This window comes from Xanthomonas melonis (genome assembly GCF_020783655.1).
In the GTDB taxonomy this organism is placed as follows: Bacteria; Pseudomonadota; Gammaproteobacteria; order Xanthomonadales; family Xanthomonadaceae; genus Xanthomonas; species Xanthomonas melonis.
The window spans coordinates 51,133-67,594 of record NZ_JAJGQH010000015.1; the positions used below are offsets into that span (position 1 = coordinate 51,133).

The 16,462-nt window shown below is 66.9% G+C and carries 13 protein-coding genes and 1 other RNA gene; 6 read left to right on the plus strand and 8 right to left on the minus strand.

Going from position 1 to position 16,462, the window contains the following annotated elements:
- Nucleotides 1-120: 120 nt before the first annotated feature.
- The 6 genes from LL964_RS15495 to LL964_RS15520 all read left to right on the plus strand — a co-directional run bounded on the left by LL964_RS15495 (nucleotide 121) and on the right by LL964_RS15520 (nucleotide 5,586).
- Nucleotides 121-867 (plus strand): CvpA family protein, encoded by a 747-nt coding sequence (locus LL964_RS15495; RefSeq protein ID WP_104584585.1) that lies wholly within the window; start codon nucleotides 121-123, stop codon nucleotides 865-867.
- A 30-nt stretch (nucleotides 868-897) separates the two neighbouring features.
- On the plus strand, nucleotides 898-2,364 hold the full coding sequence (purF, locus tag LL964_RS15500; RefSeq protein ID WP_104584582.1) for an amidophosphoribosyltransferase: 1,467 nt from the start codon (nucleotides 898-900) through the stop codon (nucleotides 2,362-2,364).
- 60 nt (nucleotides 2,365-2,424) lie between these two features.
- On the plus strand, nucleotides 2,425-3,261 hold the full coding sequence (locus tag LL964_RS15505) for a ferritin-like domain-containing protein (protein WP_104584579.1): 837 nt from the start codon (nucleotides 2,425-2,427) through the stop codon (nucleotides 3,259-3,261).
- A gap of 370 nt (nucleotides 3,262-3,631) precedes the next feature.
- Nucleotides 3,632-4,879, plus strand: a complete 1,248-nt coding sequence (locus LL964_RS15510; protein ID WP_104584576.1) for a zinc-dependent metalloprotease — start codon at nucleotides 3,632-3,634, stop codon at nucleotides 4,877-4,879.
- 61 nt (nucleotides 4,880-4,940) lie between these two features.
- A non-coding RNA gene (locus LL964_RS15515) (sX9 sRNA) lies at nucleotides 4,941-5,016 on the plus strand.
- A gap of 135 nt (nucleotides 5,017-5,151) precedes the next feature.
- Nucleotides 5,152-5,586, plus strand: coding sequence for a hypothetical protein (locus LL964_RS15520; protein WP_104584573.1), 435 nt, complete (start codon nucleotides 5,152-5,154; stop codon nucleotides 5,584-5,586).
- A gap of 121 nt (nucleotides 5,587-5,707) precedes the next feature.
- Here LL964_RS15520 and lpxH read toward each other — a convergent pair whose 3' ends face one another.
- From lpxH to LL964_RS15560, 8 genes are all read right to left on the minus strand, one after another.
- Nucleotides 5,708-6,451: a UDP-2,3-diacylglucosamine diphosphatase gene (lpxH, locus tag LL964_RS15525; protein WP_104584570.1), complete on the minus strand. Its 744-nt coding sequence runs from the start codon at nucleotides 6,449-6,451 to the stop codon at nucleotides 5,708-5,710.
- A gap of 204 nt (nucleotides 6,452-6,655) precedes the next feature.
- Nucleotides 6,656-7,198 carry a phosphatase PAP2 family protein gene (locus tag LL964_RS15530; RefSeq protein WP_104584567.1) on the minus strand — a complete coding sequence of 181 codons (543 nt, stop codon included), beginning with the start codon at nucleotides 7,196-7,198 and terminating at the stop codon, nucleotides 6,656-6,658.
- Nucleotides 7,179-8,315 carry a glycosyltransferase family 4 protein gene (locus tag LL964_RS15535; RefSeq protein WP_104584565.1) on the minus strand — a complete coding sequence of 379 codons (1,137 nt, stop codon included), beginning with the start codon at nucleotides 8,313-8,315 and terminating at the stop codon, nucleotides 7,179-7,181. Before LL964_RS15535 ends, LL964_RS15530 begins: the two co-directional genes overlap by 20 nt.
- Before the next feature lie 238 nt (nucleotides 8,316-8,553).
- A complete protein-coding gene (gene ppx / locus LL964_RS15540) occupies nucleotides 8,554-10,074 on the minus strand; it encodes an exopolyphosphatase (RefSeq protein WP_208621374.1) in 1,521 nt (506 codons plus the stop codon).
- Between the two features lie 63 nt (nucleotides 10,075-10,137).
- A complete protein-coding gene (ppk1, locus tag LL964_RS15545; protein ID WP_104584562.1) occupies nucleotides 10,138-12,240 on the minus strand; it encodes a polyphosphate kinase 1 in 2,103 nt (700 codons plus the stop codon).
- Between the two features lie 120 nt (nucleotides 12,241-12,360).
- Nucleotides 12,361-13,689 (minus strand): phosphate regulon sensor histidine kinase PhoR, encoded by a 1,329-nt coding sequence (gene phoR / locus LL964_RS15550; RefSeq protein WP_167395169.1) that lies wholly within the window; start codon nucleotides 13,687-13,689, stop codon nucleotides 12,361-12,363.
- Between the two features lie 75 nt (nucleotides 13,690-13,764).
- Nucleotides 13,765-14,454, minus strand: coding sequence for a phosphate regulon transcriptional regulator PhoB (gene phoB / locus LL964_RS15555; protein ID WP_002806631.1), 690 nt, complete (start codon nucleotides 14,452-14,454; stop codon nucleotides 13,765-13,767).
- 183 nt (nucleotides 14,455-14,637) lie between these two features.
- On the minus strand, nucleotides 14,638-16,284 hold the full coding sequence (locus LL964_RS15560; protein WP_104584559.1) for a M48 family metalloprotease: 1,647 nt from the start codon (nucleotides 16,282-16,284) through the stop codon (nucleotides 14,638-14,640).
- Between the last annotated feature and the right edge of the window lie 178 nt (nucleotides 16,285-16,462).

Here is a 16,462-nt window from a genome sequence, read left to right on the forward strand (position 1 = left end):
GGGCCCGGCGGACACCGGCCCCATCCCGCATTCCGATGGCCTTGAACCCAGGGAGGGGACGGCAACGATGAACTGGTCACGTGGCACAAGCGGCGCCTACGCCGCGCGGAGACTTCGCCGATGATCGACATGGTGTTGGGCGTCATCATCCTGGTCTCGGCGTTGCTGGGGCTGCTGCGCGGCTTTGTCGCGATCGTGGTGGGCACCTTGTCGTGGCTGCTGGCCGGCTGGGCCACCTTCCAGTTCGGCGGCGCGGCCGCGCGCTGGCTGGCCGATGGCAAGCACCCGTCTGCGACTGAATCGTTCGGCGGCTACGCGATGGTGTTCGTCGGCGTGCTGGTCAGCGTCGCGGTGATCGGCATGGTGGTCCGTGCCGGCGTGGATGCGGTCAGGCTCGGAGGAACCGACCGGATGCTCGGGTTCGGTCTGGGCGTGGTGCGTGGCGGCTTCCTGGCCTGCGTGCTGGTGCTGCTGATGGGCTTCACCCCGTTGCCGCGCGAGCCGTCCTGGCGCCAATCGGCGCTGGTGCCGCTACTGGCGCCCGGCGCGGGATGGATGCGGGCGCAACTGCCGGCCTGGCGGATGCCGTCGATGGAAATGCCGTCGATGGAACTGGGCGACCTGCCGACGGAGTTGGGGAAGTTGCCCTCGGCAGGCGATAATACGGGCCTGGGCAAGGCGCTTTCGGGGTCCGGGCTGGGCGACAGCATCAAGAGTGCGCTCGGCAGACCCGGCAAGCCCGCCAGCGACGGACGCGATCCGGCGCAGGCGATGCCGGCCAACATCGATCCGGCGCAGGTTCGCGGCGGAGAAAGCGATCCGGCTCGGGTCGAGTCCCAAGGCCAGGCACGGCCACCTTCACAGTAACGGCGCAAGCCGAAGCGGAGAACGCGCACCATGTGTGGCATCGTCGGTATTGTCGGCAACCAGAACGTCGCCGGGCAGCTCTATGACGGCCTGACCGTCCTGCAGCATCGTGGGCAGGACGCCGCAGGCATCGCCACTGCCGACGGCACGCGGTTGCGCGTGCAGAAGGCCAACGGCCTGGTGCGCGATGTCTTCGACGAAAAGAAGATGGCCGTACTGGAAGGCCGGGTCGGCATCGCGCATTGCCGCTATCCGACCGCCGGATCGGAAGGCATGGACGAAGCGCAGCCGTTCTACGTCAACTCGCCCTACGGGATCGCGCTGGCCCACAACGGCAACCTGATCAACACCGAGGCGCTGCGCCAGCAGGTGTTCGAAGCCGACCGCCGCAACATCAATACCGATTCGGACAGCGAAGTGCTGTTGAACGTGTTCGCCTACGAACTGGATGCGCAACGCATGCTCACCCCCGAGGCGGCGATCCGCGCGGTGGCCGGCGTGCACCGCCGCTGCAAGGGCGGCTACGCGGTGGTCAGCGTGGTGCTGGGCCTGGGCCTGGTGGCCTTCCGCGACCCGCACGGCATTCGCCCGCTGGTACTGGGCAAGCGCGAACATGCCGAAGGCATCGAGTACATCGTGTCCTCCGAATCGGCCGCGCTGGACATCCTGGGATATCAGCGCGTGCGCGACGTGCGTCCGGGCGAGGCGCTGGTGATCACCGCGCGTGGCGAGCTGTTCTCGGAAGTGTGCGCCGCGCCGACCGATCATGCGCCGTGCATTTTCGAGTATGTGTATTTCGCGCGTCCCGATTCGATGATCGATAACATCTCGGTGCACAAGGCGCGCATGCGCATGGGCCTGAAGCTGGGCGAAAAGATCCTGCGCCTGCGCCCGGACCACGACATCGACACCATCATTCCGATCCCCGATACCTCGCGCGATGTCGCGCTGGAGATGTCCAACGTACTCGGCGTGAAGTACCGCGAGGGCTTCGTCAAGAACCGCTACGTGGGCCGAACCTTCATCATGCCGGGGCAGGGCGAGCGGCAGAAATCGGTGCGTCGCAAGCTCAATCCGATCCACCTGGAATTCCGCAACCGCGTGGTGTTGCTGGTCGACGATTCCATCGTGCGCGGTACCACCAGTCGGCAGATCGTGCAGATGGCGCGCGATGCCGGCGCGCGCAAGGTGTATCTGGCCTCGGCCGCGCCGCCGGTGCGCTTTCCCAATATCTACGGCATCGATATGCCGGCTGCCGAGGAGCTGATCGCACATGGCCGCAGCGAGCAGGAGATCCAGGAATTCCTGGGCTGCGACTGGCTGATCTACCAGGATCTGGAAGACCTGGAAGTGGCGGTGCGCGAAGGCAATCCGGACATCAAGCAGTTCGATTCCTCGTGCTTCAACGGCGAGTACATCACCGGTATCGAGCCGAGCTATTTCGAACGCATCCAGCAGTTGCGCTCGGACGATGCCAAGAAGCGTCGCCGCGCCTGAGCTGCGCAGATGCGTGGCCCCGGCGATCCTGCTCGCCGGGCGGATAGGATCGCTGCCGGGATGGAGCGCAGCGATGCCGGCGCGGGCGCCATGACGACCGATCTGTTCGCCGCGGCGCGGGCCTGCCTCGATGCCGCCGATCCGCTGCAGAAGGTGGCGCTGACCCAGCGCCATGCGGCAGCGTTTCGCGAGCAACGGTTGACCATCGATGCTGCCGCCCCGGCGCCGTTGCCGATCCGCATGCCGGGCCGGCCGCCGACGCCGGTGCTGGTGCATCCGCGCGAGTTGCCGCGGCGTGGATTGGGGACGCCGGAAGGACGCGCCGCCTTCATCCATGCCATCGCGCATATCGAGCTCAATGCCATCGATCTGGCCTGGGATGCGGTGTATCGCTTTCGCGGCCTGCCGGCCGCGTTCTACGCCGATTGGGTGGCGGTCGCCGACGACGAATCGCGTCATTTCATGTTGCTGCGTGCGCGCCTGCACGCGCACGACCGCGACTACGGTGACTTCGCCGCGCATAACGGCCTCTGGGAGATGTGCGAAAAGACCGCGCACGACGGCCTGGCACGCATGGCGCTGGTGCCGCGGGTGCTGGAGGCGCGTGGGCTGGATGTGACGCCGGCGATGATCGTCAAACTGCGCTCGCTGGGCGATGTCGCCACTGCGGAGGTGTTGGAGACCATCCTGCGCGAGGAGGTCGCCCACGTGGCCGCCGGCTCGCGCTGGTATCGCTGGTACTGCGAGCGGGCCGGCATCGAACCGCGCGCGCGCTTCAAGACACTGCTGCGCGAGTACGCCGGTGGCTATCTGCACGGGCCGTTCAACATCGAGGCCAGGCTGCTCGCCGGCTTCGACGAAGACGAACTGGCGAGCCTGGTGGAGCGGGCCGGCTAGGCTGGCGCAGTCTCTCGCAGCCCCCGTGGGAGACGGCTGCGTCGTCGGCTGCTGGCCACCTTCGTTCGTGGCGGGGCGCCCGAACCGGATCGCACGAAGCATTCGATGATCGCCGGCCGCGCATGGTGGTGGAGCGGCGGGCCAGACGTGGACGCAGTGCCGGCGTTCCAGCGGCCCGGGCCGGAGTGTGCGCTGGTTCCTGCCTTGTCGCCGCCGAAATCGCATCCAGCGCCCGCAAACCATCACAGAAATGTAATTTTCCTTTGTAACTACTTGCAATCGGTGTATTCACCGGCGCCCTAATGACGATCCGGGGACAGGGGCCCGGTGTTTCACATCCGTAACTTCCATGTCTTAGGAGAGAAAGACGATGAAGTCGAAGTCGATGTGCACCACGGTTGGTCTGATCGCGATGTGTCTGGCCGGTTCGGCTGCCGCTGCCGGCAAGCCGCTGTATCAAACCGGCCCGGCGCTCAGCCGCAGCGCCGCCACCACCACCGAGCCCTCGCTGCAACGCCTGCTGAGCGCACCGTCCACCACCACCGCGCAAGTGGTGCAGCTCGATGCCGCGGCGGTGACCGCCGGCGAAAAGCTGCTGGAACTGCAGCTCGATGGCCAGACCGTGACCGCCACCCAGGCCAAGGTGGACGCATTGGAGGGCGGGGACAGCGTGTGGTACGGCAATCTCGGCCCACGTGCCGGCACCCGTGCGCGCACCCTGTCCGGCGTGGACCCGTTGAACTCGGCCATCCTGGTGCGCAGCGGCGACACCGTGACCGGCACCATTCGCCATGCCGGCAAGCTGTATCGCCTGCGTCCGTTGGCCGATGGCCGCCATGTGCTGGTGCAGGTCGACGAGCGGCGCATGCCGCAGGAGCATCCGGCCGAATACAGCCTGTTGCCCAGGTTCGACATGCCCGGCGACGGACGCGTCACCACCGCGGCCGCCTCATCCGGCAGCCCGGCCACCATCCGCGTCCTGGTCGTGGCCACCAACAAGGCGGTGACCGCCTACGGCGGCAACATGCAGTCGCTGGTGCAACTGGCGGTGGCCGAAGCCAATCAGAGCTACATCAACAGCAATGTCGGCATCACCCTGCAGTTGGCACGTTACGAAACCGCCAACTACACCGAGACCGGCAACTTCAGCACCGACCTGCAGCGCTTCCGCGTGACCAACGATGGCTACATGGACAGCATCCACACCAGCCGCAATACCTACGCCGCCGATGTGGGCGTGATCGTGCTGGACAACAGCAGCTACTGCGGCCTGGCATCGGGCATCGGCTCGACCGCGGCAAGCGCGTTCGCCTCGGTGTACTGGGATTGCGCCACCGGCTATTACAGCTTCGCGCATGAAATCGGCCATCTGCAGAGCTCACGCCACGATGCCGCCAGCGACCCGAGCACCTCGCCGTATCCGTACGGCCACGGCTATCGCTATGGCAACAGCTGGCGCACCATCATGGCCTACAACTGCTCGAGTAATTGCCCGCGCTTGAATTACTGGTCCAATCCCAACATCAGCTACAACGGCGTCCCGATGGGCAACGCCAGCACCGCCGATAATCAACGCGTGCTGGTCAACACCAAGGCCACGATCGCCGGCTTCCGCTGAGAGCGGCTAACAAAACGACTGCGTCCCCGCCAGGCGGGCGCGGCCGGTGCTCGGAATCGGCATGTACCGCTCTTACACTCCGGTTCCTCCGCGCCGTCCACACCCACCTGACGACCGCTCGCTACGTTCTGTTTGCTGCTCTAGGTGTCTGCTTGAACCGTTCCGGCCCGGCACCGGCAGGTGTCGGGCCACGCTATCCGCAGCGGCAGCGATCGCGCAGACTAGGCCTGCCGCCGGCAGATGCCGGCCCCGTCCTGTCCAGCGGAGCGTCCATGTCCCTGTTGCTGCGTCATGCGTTGGTCTGTCTGGCGGTATTGGTCATGGTCGGCTGCAGGCAGCAGCCGGCCGAGCCTGCCGTCACGCCCCCCAAGCCTGCCGTCACCGCGCCTGCCGTCACCGCGCCTGCGGCGGGCACTGCCGACGATGCCAGGGCACGTGCGCTGCACGCACTCGAGGCGCGCCTGCAGAGCGACCAGGCGTATCCAGACAATTGCATCAGCATCGTTTCCGAACCAGGCGATGCGCCGGTGTCACAAACCTTCGAATTCGCGGTCCGCGAACGGCATGGCAACGGTTGCCCGGGCGATCCGCAGACCAGCCCGGTGCGCGACCGCTTTCGCGTAGACGCCAACGGCGAGGTGCTGTGGTACGACGTGGTCAACGCGGATTTCGTCGATTACGCAAAGCGCTCGCAAGGCCAGCAGTAGCCGGTGCGGCGAGCCCGCGCGGCTTCGCGCAGGGCGCAGGAGTGGCCTGCGTGCTGCCCGGTGCCGGCTGGCCCCGGCAACCGTGTCGTCGGCGACGCGCCGTGCAGGCGCGCCGGTCGCTTCACAACGCCAGCTGCTCCAGCGATACGCCATCGGCATCCACCCGCAGCACCGAGCCTTGCGTGTACCAGTCGCCCAGCACGATGCGGGTACAGATGCGATCGGCGGCGTGCACGGTGTGGATGGCAGGGCGGTGGGTGTGCCCATGGATCATGCGATCCACGCCATAACGCACGAAGGTGGTGTCCACTTCCGTCGGCGAGACGTCGGTGACGGTTTCCAGCTGCGCCTGGTCGCCCTGCTTGAGTTCGGCGTAACGGGCCTGGCTGGCGGCGCGCGCCTGTTGCGCGAACGCGACCCGCGCAGCCAGCGGCTGGGACAGGAACTGCGCCTGGAACACCGGATCACGCGTTTGCGCGCGGAATGCCTGATAGGCGGTGTCGTCGGTGCAGAGCAGGTCGCCATGCATCAGCAGGGTGGTGTGTCCGTACAGATCGACCACCGTGGGGTCGGGCAGGATACGGAAGCCTGCGCGCTGCGCGTAGTGCTCGCCGAGCAGGAAATCGCGATTGCCCGGCATGAAGAACACCGGCACGCCGGCGTCGGCGACGCCGTGCAATGCCGTGGCGACCGCATCGGCGGCCGTGGACGGGGTGTCGTCACCGATCCAGGCTTCGAACAGATCGCCTAGGATGTACAGCGCATCGCTGCCGGGAACCTGCGTGCGCAGAAAATCCATGAACAGCTCGGTGATCTCCGGTCGGGCCGGATCCAGATGCAGGTCGGAAATGAACAGGGTCGTCATCGCCCCATTGTACGGCGGGAGCGCGGGACGGGACTCGGTGGTTCGGGATTGGGGATTGGGGATTCTGGTTTCGAACCAGCGCTGGAGCGGCACGCTTGGTGTGAGAACGGTTCTTGCGTCTGCGTCGGTGTTCGCGATCGGATGCTCGGGGGCGCACCCTCATCCGCCTTCGCGAAGCACTTTCTTCCGGCAAACCGCCATCGCTTATCCCAACACCGCCGGCAGTCCCCACAGCGACAGGCTGGCCAACAGGGTGCCGATCGCCGTGGCGGCGAGGACATCGCTGGGGTAGTGCAGGCCCAGCACGACGCGCGACAGCGCCACGCCAGCGGAGAACGGCACCAGCAGCGGGGCCAGCCCGGGATAATAGGCCAGCGCCACGATGCTGAAGGACACCGCGTGCAAGGTGTGGCCGGAGGGGAAGCTGAACTCGTCCAGCGGCGCCACCCAGGCACGGATGCGCACATCGGCCGCGTACGGGCGCGGGCGTCGGGTCCAGCGCTTGAGCCCCTTGTAGAGCGTCAATGCCAGCACGCCGGTCGCGGCCATATGCGCGGATGCGCGCACGCCGTCCATGCCGTCGAACAGCACCAGCAATCCCATCAATGCGTACCAGAACACCCCGTCGCCCAGGCGACTGACGGTGGCGAACGCGCGCCGCACCGGGTGCCGGCGGCACCAGTGGTTGGCACGCCGGCACCAGCGCGCTTCGTGGCCGCGCAAGACCTCAAGCCGCGTCGACGACATAGCGCCCCCGTGCAGCGGTGATGCCCAGCAACAAGGCTTCGAGGTCTGACACCACATTGTCCGGGTGCAGCTTCTTCATCGCCTGAGCGGCGGCCGTACCCAGGCGCTGGCGCAGCGCATCGTCCTGGGTGAGCGCGACGGCGGCCTGGACGAAGGCCGTATCGGTGTCCACCGCCGCACCGGTCTGGCCGTTGCGCAGGTACTCGCGCGCGGCGCCGTAATCGAAAGCCACCGTCGCCACGCCGCTGGCCATGGCTTCCAGGGTCACATTGCCGAAGGTTTCGCTGCGGCTGGGAAACAGGAACAGATCGCCGCTGGCGAAGTGGCGCGCCAGGGCGTCGCCGCGCTGAACCCCGCAGAAGATGAAGTCCGGATTTTCATATGCGATCTTTTCGCGCGCCGGGCCATCGCCCACCCAGACGAAGCGCGCTTTCGGGCGAACCTGCTGCAGCTTGCGGAATGCATGCACGGCCAACGGCAGGTTCTTTTCGTTGGCGATTCGCCCGACATGGATCGCGGCGAAGCCCTCGCCTTCGATGCCCCATTGCGCGCGCAATGCCGGGTCGCGATGGGCCGGATCGAACTGCTGGCCATCGACTGCACGTGCCAGCAGCTGCACGCGGTGGAAACCGTCCTCGCGCAGTGTCTGCAGCAGTTCGCGCGTCGGCACCAGGGTCACGTCGGCCTGGTTGTGGAAGCGCCGCATCCAGCGCAGCGCAGTGCCTTGCAGCCAGGCGGCGCCGTAATCGGGCAGGTATTCGTCGAAGCGGGTATGGAAGCCGCTGGCCACCGGAATGCCCAGCCGTCGCGCCGCGCGCATCGCCGACCAGCCCAGCGGGCCTTCGGTGGCGATATAGAGCGCATCCGGCTGCGTGGCTTGCCAATGCCGGATCAGCCGCTGGGTGGCCGGTAGCCCGAACTTCAGCCCGGGATAGCGCGGCACCGCCGCGCCCCGGACCAGCAAGGTGTGTGGGGGATCGGCGTCTGTGTGCTGGCGTGGGCGCACCAGGTCCACCTGGTGCCCGCGTGCGCGCAGCCCGGTTTCCAGACCATGCACGGTCAGCGCAACGCCGTTCACTTCGGGGGGATAGGTTTCGGTGACGATCGCGTAGCGCATGCCCGTTCTCCCGTTTTCGCAAGTGTCCGGAAGGGCGATGGCAGGGATGTTGCGCCGACAAGACGCGGCGGTGACAAGCGCGACGGGATTGGGAATTCGGGATTGGGGATTGGGGATTCGCAAGAGCGGTCTGCTGATAGCAGACGCGTTGCGAGTGCGTAAACCATGTCGGCCACTGCTACTGGCCAATCCCAAATCCCAAATCCCGAATCCCAAATCCCGCCTGAGGCCGCAGGCCTCAGGTCACAAACGGTTTGAACGTGATGCCCAGCCCGGCCATGCCTTCGACTTCGCCGATCAGGTCGGCGCGCAGCAGGGGGCGCGAATCGATCCAGCTCTGCGACAGGATCAACGACAGCCGCGCGTCCTCGGCAGTGAGTTCGAGGGTCGGGATCGGGTCTGCCTCGTGTGCGCGATGCAACAGTACCGCCAGCCGCAGCAGCGCGGCCTTGCGGCGGGTCGGCAGCAGCAGGCGATCGGGCAGGGCATCGAAGGCGGTCTTGGGCACGTTGCGCCGATGCGTGCGCACCAGCGCCGCCAGTACCTGCTGCTCCTGCCGCGAGAAACCGGCGATGTCCGAATGCTCCAGGATGTAGCTGCCGTGGACATGGTATTGGCTGTGGGCGATCATCAGCCCGAGCTCGTGCAGACGCGCGGCCTGGCGCAACACCTGTGCATCGTCGCCATCCAGTTGCCAGGCGTCGCAGACCTGGTCGAACAGGCGGCACGCGGTGGCCTCCACGCGCTGCGCCTGCGCCTCGTCGATGCCGTAGCGTTGCACCAGCGAGGTCACCGAGCTGTCGCGCGGGTCGTTCTGGCCGCCGCGGCCAAGCATGTCGTAGAGGATGCCTTCGCGCATTGCGGCCTTGCTGACCATCAGCTTCTCCAGCCCCAGTGCCTGGAAAGCCGCCTCCAGCACCAGGATTCCGCCGGCGATGATCGGCCGGCGCTCGGCGGCCAAGCCGGGCAGCTGGATGTCTTCGATGCGCTTGGCCTTGAGCAACTCTTCGCGCAACGCCGGCAACGCCTGCGCAGTGATCGCGCCCTTGGTGAGCTTCATCGCGGCGCAGATTTCGCCGATGGCCTTGTGGGTACCGGACGAGCCGATCGCTTCGTGCCAGCCCAGCGCCTTGTACTGGCCAGCGAACTGCTGGAATTCGGCGCCGATCTCGGTCAGCGCGTCCTTCCATTTCTTCTTGGACAGTTTTCCGCCCGGGAAGAACCGCCGGGTACTGGCGATGCAACCGGCCTGCAGGCTCTCGCGCTCCAGGGTCTGGAACCCCTGGCCGATGATGAACTCGGTGGAGCCGCCACCGATGTCGATCACCAGCCGGCGCTGATCGTTCTTGGGCGGTTGGGCATGGGTGACGCCGAGATAGATCAGGCGCGCCTCCTCGCGGCCGCTGACCACTTCGATCGCATGTCCCAGTGCGGTTTCCGCCGGCATCAGGAAGGTCTGCGGCGAACGCAGCTGACGCACCGTATTGGTCGCCAGCGCACGCACACGCAGCGAAGGCACGTCGCGGATGCGCTGCCCGAAACGCGCCAGGCATTCCAGTGCACGTTGCCGCGCCTCGTTGGACAGGCCGCCCTTGCCATCCAGGCCATCGGCCATGCGCACGGTTTCGCGCAGGCGATCGACCACGCGCAACTGTCCCATCAGATAGCGCGCGATGACCATGTGGAAACTGTTGGAGCCTAGATCGATGGCGGCAAGAAAATCGCCATCACGCAGGGGCGGAGTCGTGGGGGAGGGCATTGGCATGGCCGCATGGTAGCCGATGGGCCGGTGGCCACGTGAGAGGCCACGGCCGTGGCGTTCTCAGATCCGATCGAGCAGGATCATCTGCGCCGAATGGGCCGGTTCTCCCGGTGCAGGCGTACGCTTGTGATACACGCCTTCGGCGTCCAGCTCCCAGGCGCTGACATTGTCGTCCAGGTAGTTCTGCAATACTTCCCGATACACACGCCGGGCCAGGTCCGGCTCAAGGATCGGGAAGCAGGTCTCCACCCGGCGCAACAGGTTGCGCTCCAGCCAGTCGGCGCTGGCGCAATACAGCTCGGCGGCACCGTCGTTGCCGAACCAGTACACGCGGCTGTGCTCCAGAAAGCGGCCCACGATCGAGCGCACCCGAATATTGTCGGACACCCCCGGTACGCCCGGGCGCAGCGTGCAGGCACCGCGGATGATCAAATCGATCTGTACGCCGGCCTGCGATGCGGCATACAGGGCACGCACCACCTGCGGTTCGTTGAGGGCATTCATCTTGGCGATGATGCGGCCGGGGCGACCGTTGCGGGCCAGCCGGGTTTCGCGTTCGATGCGTTTGAGTACACCCGCATGCAGGGTGAAGGGCGATTGCAGCAGTTGATCGAGCTTCATGCGTGGGGCCAGCCCGGACAACTGCTGGAACAGCATGTGCACGTCGTTGCCGATCTCCGCATCGGCGGTGATCAGGCTGATGTCGGTATACAGACGCGCGGTGCCGCTGTGGTAGTTGCCGGTGCCCAGGTGCACGTAGCGTTTGAGCTTGCGTCCCTCGCGGCGCACGATCAGCAGCATCTTGGCGTGGGTCTTGTAGCCGACCACGCCGTACACCACCTGCACGCCGGCTTCCTGCAACTTGTCGGCCAGGCCGAGGTTAGCTTCCTCGTCGAAGCGTGCACGCAGCTCCACCACGACGGTGACGTCCTTGCCGTTGCGCGCGGCCAGCACCAGCGCATCGACGATCAATGAGTCCTTGCCGGTGCGGTACAGCGTCTGCTTGATCGCCAGCACGTTCGGGTCGACTGCGGCCTGGCGGATCACGTCCAGCACCGCGGTGAACGCATCGAAGGGGTGGTGCAGCAGCACGTCGCCCTTGCCGACGATCTCGAAGATGCCCTCGCTGTCGCGCAAGGTGCGCGGGTTGAACGAGGGGTACTTCAGTTCGGGGCGCTGCACCATGTCGTAGACCTGGGTGACACGGCTCAGATTGACCGGGCCCACGATGCGATACACCGCGTTCTCGTTCAGGCCGAAGTTTTGCAGCAGGGTGCGCATGATCGGGGCCGGGCAGTCATGCGCGATCTCCAGGCGCACCGCCGGCCGGTAGCCGCGCGTGACCAGCTCGTCGCGCAAGGCGAGGGCAAGGTTCTCCACCTCTTCCTCGTCCACCACCAGCTCCGAGTTGCGGGTGACGCGAAACTGATACGAGCCCTTGACCTGCATGCCGGGGAATAGCTCGTCCACGAACTCGGACAGCACCGAGGACAGGAACACGAAGCTCTGCGCGCCGTCCGGCGACAGGCTGGCCGGCAGCTGGATGATGCGCGGCAGCGAGCGCGGTGCGCGCACGATGGCCAGGTGGCCGGCGCGTCCGAAGGCATCCTGGCCCTCCAGCACCACCACGATGTTCAAGGTCTTGTTGAGGATCTTCGGGAACGGGTGCGCCGGATCCAGCCCCAGCGGCGACAGCACCGGCATGATCTCGTTGCGGAAGTAGGCGCGCAGCCAGCGCTTCTGCCGCGCGGTCCAGGCGGTGCGGCTGAGCACGGCCACCCCGGCCTCTTCCATCGCCGGGCGCAGCACCTCGTTCCAGGCGTGGTACTGCTGTTCCACCAGCTTGGCCGCGCGGTCGTGCACGGCATTGAGGATGGCGGTGGGGCTCAGGCCGTCGGGCGCGGGCGGCAGGCCGAATTCCTGCGCATGCCGCACGGTGGCTGCGCGGATCTCGAAGAACTCGTCCAGGTTGGTGCAGGAAATGCACAGGAAGCGCAGCCGCTCCAGCAGCGGTACCTGCTCGTCCAGCGCCTGCGCCAGCACCCGGAAATTGAAATCCAGCTGCGACAGCTCCCGGTTGATGTACAGCGACGGGTCGCGCAATGGATCGGTGACGATGTCGTCGCCGGGTGGAGCGTCGTGCAGTTCTTTGGCGTGGCCCATGGGTCGGTCGTCAGGACGAAATGGTGAGCGTGATCGCGGCGGGCATGCGGCGGCGCAGGCACCGCCGCACGGGAGGCGCCGGTGCATCGCGCCGCGTCGGCGGCCTGCGCTCCCTACATATCACGCCGAGCGTGACAGCGGCAGGGATGGCTCGCGCTGCACGATGCGTGCAGCCACGAAATGGCACGAAAATTCGCTGCCGCGTCCCACCTCGCTTTCGATCTCCAGCCGCGCCTGATGCAGACCGAGGATGTGCTTGACGATCGACAATCCCAGCCCGGTGCCGCCGCTTTCGCGCGAGCGGCTGCTGGAGACCCGGTAGAAGCGTTCGGTGATGCGCGGCAGATGCGAGGCGGGAATGCCGTAGCCTGTGTCGCGCACCGCCAGGGCCGCACCGTCGCCTTCGCGCAGGAAGCGGATCGTGACCGTGCCGCCGCCGGGCGTATAGCGCACCGCGTTGGTCACCAGGTTGGAGAAGGCGCTGTGCAATTCCTTGTTGGAGCCGAGCAAGTCCACGCCGGCCTCGTCGATCACCTCGATCGTGTGCCGGCCCTGGCTGTGCGCCTCGGCCTCCCGGCGCAGGGTGGACAGCATCGGCGTCATCGCCACGTGCTCTTCGCCGAGCTCCTCCTGCGACTCCAGGCGCGACAGGGTCAGCAGGTCTTCCACCAGTTGCGCCATGCGCTGCGACTGTTTGCGCATCTCTGCCAGCATCGGCCCCGAATCGGGGAAATCCTCGGGATCGAGCATGTCCAGGTAGCCATGCACCACCGTCAACGGCGTGCGCAGCTCGTGCGAGACATTGGCCACGAAGTCGCGGCGCACCTGCTCCAGGCGCAGCAGCTTGCTGACATCGCGCGCCACCAGCAGCCAATACTCATCCGAATACGGGATCAGCCGCAGGTTCAGGCGCAGGTCCGGGTCCACCGGCGAGGCCGCATCCAGCATCGGCTCGGCATTGCGCCCGGCTGCCAGCCAGTGGGCCAACGGCAACGGCTGCAGGCGCTCCACCACGGAGACGCCCATGTCGCCAGGATGATGCAGGCCGAGCAGGCCGCCGGCCGCCTTGTTGAACCACTGCACGCGCTGATTGTTGCGGTCCACCACCACCACCGCATCCGGCAACGCCTGCGCAGCGGCCCGGTAGGTACGCAGCATCTCGATCAGGCGGCGCTTGCGCCCGCGCATTTCGGCCTGGCTGCGATACAACAAACGGTCCAGTTCGTTCCAGGCACCGACACCCGCGGCAGGCTCGGCGCGCTGGCGTGCGGTGAGCCGGCGCAGCACCTGGCGAAGCCGCCAGTAATGCCAGCCCAGCACGGCCAGCGCGGTGAGCGTCAGCGCCATCCATACATGCTCGATCAGCACGCCCACCACGACGGCAGCGCCGAGCAACAGCGCAAGGGTGCCGAGCGTCTTGAGCCAGGCGGAACGGATATGTTGGGGCATGGCAGGCGTGATCATGCAGCGTCAGGTGGACAGGCTGCCCGGCCATGCAGCGGCCGGGCGGCTGGACGGCAACGCTCAGGTCGCCGAAGAAAAACGATAGCCCGAGCCACGCACGGTCTGCACCATGTTTTCCAGGCCGAACGGTTCCAGCGTCTTGCGCAGGCGACGGATATGCACGTCGATGGTGCGCTCTTCCACATACACGCTGCCGCCCCAGACATGATCCAGCAGCTGGGTGCGCGTATACACGCGCTCGGGGTGGGTCATGAAGAAATGCAGCAGGCGGTATTCGGTCGGGCCGATCGGCACCGGCGCATCGCCGGCGAACACCCGGTGCGCGGCGCCGTCGATGCGCAGGCGGCCGACCGCCACGCTGCCGTCCTCGTCGTCCTCGCGGGTGCGCCGCATCACCGCGCGGATGCGTGCCAGCAGTTCGCGCGCCGAGAACGGCTTGACCACGTAATCGTCGACTCCGGCTTCCAGCCCGCCGACGCGGTCGTTTTCCTCGCCGCGTGCGGTGAGCATGATGATCGGAATCTCGCGCGTCAGTTGTTCCTTGCGCCAGCGCCGCGCCAGGTCCAGGCCGCTGGTGCCGGGCAGCATCCAGTCCAGCAGGATCAGGTCGGGCACGCGGTCGGCGATGGCGGTCTGCGCTTCGCGGGCGTCGCCGGCGTGGATGGGCTCGAACTCGCCCTTGCGCAGCGCGAACGCCACCATGTCGCGGATCGCGGGTTCGTCATCGACGATCAGAATGCGTTTCTGCACGCGGGGCTTACCGTCTGGCTTGGGTGGTCGCCAGTAGACTACGGTTTTGTGACTCTCATGTGACATGGCCGGCGGGGCCCGTCGACGGCGCGCGGCTTCAGCAGGCGGACTGAACTGGGGGTGGCGCAAGATCCATCGCTTCGCCCGGCACGCCGTCGTCCGATTCCCGACTCCCGCCAACCGTCACTGCCTCGACAGATCCGGATCGCGGATGCCCTGGCGGCGCAGCTCCAGCACGGTCGGTGTGATCGCGGCGATGCGCGCATCCACGCGCGCCCGTGTCACATAGTCCAGCTCCTTCTTCTTGAGTGCTTCGAGCTGGATCAGGGCCTGTTCCGGGCGGCCATTCAGATAGGCCGACTCGGCGTAGGCCTCGCTGGCGCGCAGATGGTCCCCGGCCAGCTCGCAGGCGCGTGCGTAGGTCTGCTGCAGCAAAGGATCATCGCTACTGCGGTGCAGCAACGGTTCGAGCACCTGGCGCGCGCGCTGGCCAGCGTCCTTGTTCGCCTGCGCGTTGAGCGCCCCCGCATAGGTCAGTGCCACCGCGCGGTTGTTCGGCAAGCGCTTGAGCAGGGCGTCGAAACGCGCATTGGCGACATCGCGCTGGCCGACACGGGCCTGCGCTTCGCTCAGGCCCAGCGCCAGCCACAGATTGTCCGGATGGGTGTCCAGCAGGTCGGTGAGTTCGGCCACCGGCTCGCTCGGGCGCCCGCCGCTGTTGCGCAGGCGGGCCAGTGCCAGTCCATAGCGCTGCGCATCGGTCAGGCCCTGCTTGGCACTGCGGCGCAGGTTCTCGTATTCGCGGATCGCCGCATCCGGCGTGCTTGCGCTGAGCACGCGCAGGCGCTCCTTGGCCCAGTCGAACCCCTGCTGATCGCCGCCACGGCCGAGCGCGTCCACCGGCAATCGCAGCGCGTACGGCAGCAGTGCATTGCCGTTGCGACTCAGTGGCTCCGACAGCGAGGGATCGGCCGGATCCACCCGCTCCTGCCGCGTCCCACCCGGCACCGAGGTGGTCAGCACCACGGTGTTTTTCTTCATCTGCTCGGCGCGCGCCTTGGCCTCGCTGATGCGGGTGGTGGTGACCGGGTGGGTCTGCAGGAAGTCCGGCGCGCTGTAGCCGCCCTCGTTGGCGCGCATCGCCACCGACATGCGTTCGAAGAATCCGGCCATCGCATCCACGTCGTAGCCGCTGCGCTCCAGCGTGCGGATGCCCAGCCGATCGGCCTCGGATTCGTTGGAGCGCGTAAAGTCGATCTGGCGCTGCTGCATCAGCCCCATCGCGCTGGTGATCGTGGCCATCGTGGCATCGCCGCGGGAGTTTCCGCCCGCCTGCTGCGCAGCCACCACCGCTGCCAGCATGCCCAGCAGGATCGGGATCTGGTCGCGTTGTGCGCGTTCGACCCCGCGCAGCACGTGTTGCTGGGTCACGTGGGCGATTTCGTGCGACAGCACCGCGGCCACTTCGTCTTCGCGTTCGGCGGTGAGGACCAGGCCCGCATTGACCGCGATGTAGCCGCCCAGCGTGGCGAACGCATTGATCTGGCGGTCGCGCAGCATGAAGAAGGTGAACGGCTGTTGCGGTTGATCGCTGTTGGCGCCCAGGCGGGTGCCCATGCTCTGCAGCCAGTCGCCGATCAGCGGGTCGTCCAGCACATAGTCGTAGTTGCGCAACTCGGCCAGCATCATCCTGCCGTACTCGGCCTGGCGCGCCGGCGTCAGCAGTTCGCCGGCCGACGAGCCGATGTCGGGCAGGCGGTTTTCCTGCGCAGGTGCCACACCCATGGCGATGGCCAGGGTGAGGGCGGTGGCGAGTGGAAGCAGGCGCAAGTGAAACTCCCAGGTGATGCACCGAGCATGCGGTCGGCACGGCGTAATGGCGTGAATCGGCGGTTAAGGGCGGCGCCCGGCGGCGAAGGTGTCCCCGACGGCAACGCCGGCTTCCGGCCGGCACCCACCGTGCTCGTCGATCGTCCCGTTCCACAGTGTTGCGGTGACGACCTGGAAA

What these genes read in the sequence shown, in the direction of transcription:
- LL964_RS15535 (WP_104584565.1), bottom strand. Translation starts at nt 8,315, where the DNA reads ATGCGCTACGCGATCGTCACCGAAACCTATCCCCCCGAAGTGAACGGC.
- ppk1 (WP_104584562.1), bottom strand. Translation starts at nt 12,240, where the DNA reads ATGGGCCACGCCAAAGAACTGCACGACGCTCCACCCGGCGACGACATC.
- LL964_RS15520 (WP_104584573.1), top strand. Translation starts at nt 5,152, where the DNA reads ATGTCCCTGTTGCTGCGTCATGCGTTGGTCTGTCTGGCGGTATTGGTC.
- purF (WP_104584582.1), top strand. Translation starts at nt 898, where the DNA reads ATGTGTGGCATCGTCGGTATTGTCGGCAACCAGAACGTCGCCGGGCAG.
- ppx (WP_208621374.1), bottom strand. Translation starts at nt 10,074, where the DNA reads ATGCCCTCCCCCACGACTCCGCCCCTGCGTGATGGCGATTTTCTTGCC.
- LL964_RS15505 (WP_104584579.1), top strand. Translation starts at nt 2,425, where the DNA reads ATGGAGCGCAGCGATGCCGGCGCGGGCGCCATGACGACCGATCTGTTC.
- phoR (WP_167395169.1), bottom strand. Translation starts at nt 13,689, where the DNA reads ATGCCCCAACATATCCGTTCCGCCTGGCTCAAGACGCTCGGCACCCTT.
- lpxH (WP_104584570.1), bottom strand. Translation starts at nt 6,451, where the DNA reads ATGACGACCCTGTTCATTTCCGACCTGCATCTGGATCCGGCCCGACCG.
- LL964_RS15510 (WP_104584576.1), top strand. Translation starts at nt 3,632, where the DNA reads ATGAAGTCGAAGTCGATGTGCACCACGGTTGGTCTGATCGCGATGTGT.
- LL964_RS15495 (WP_104584585.1), top strand. Translation starts at nt 121, where the DNA reads ATGATCGACATGGTGTTGGGCGTCATCATCCTGGTCTCGGCGTTGCTG.
- LL964_RS15530 (WP_104584567.1), bottom strand. Translation starts at nt 7,198, where the DNA reads ATGTCGTCGACGCGGCTTGAGGTCTTGCGCGGCCACGAAGCGCGCTGG.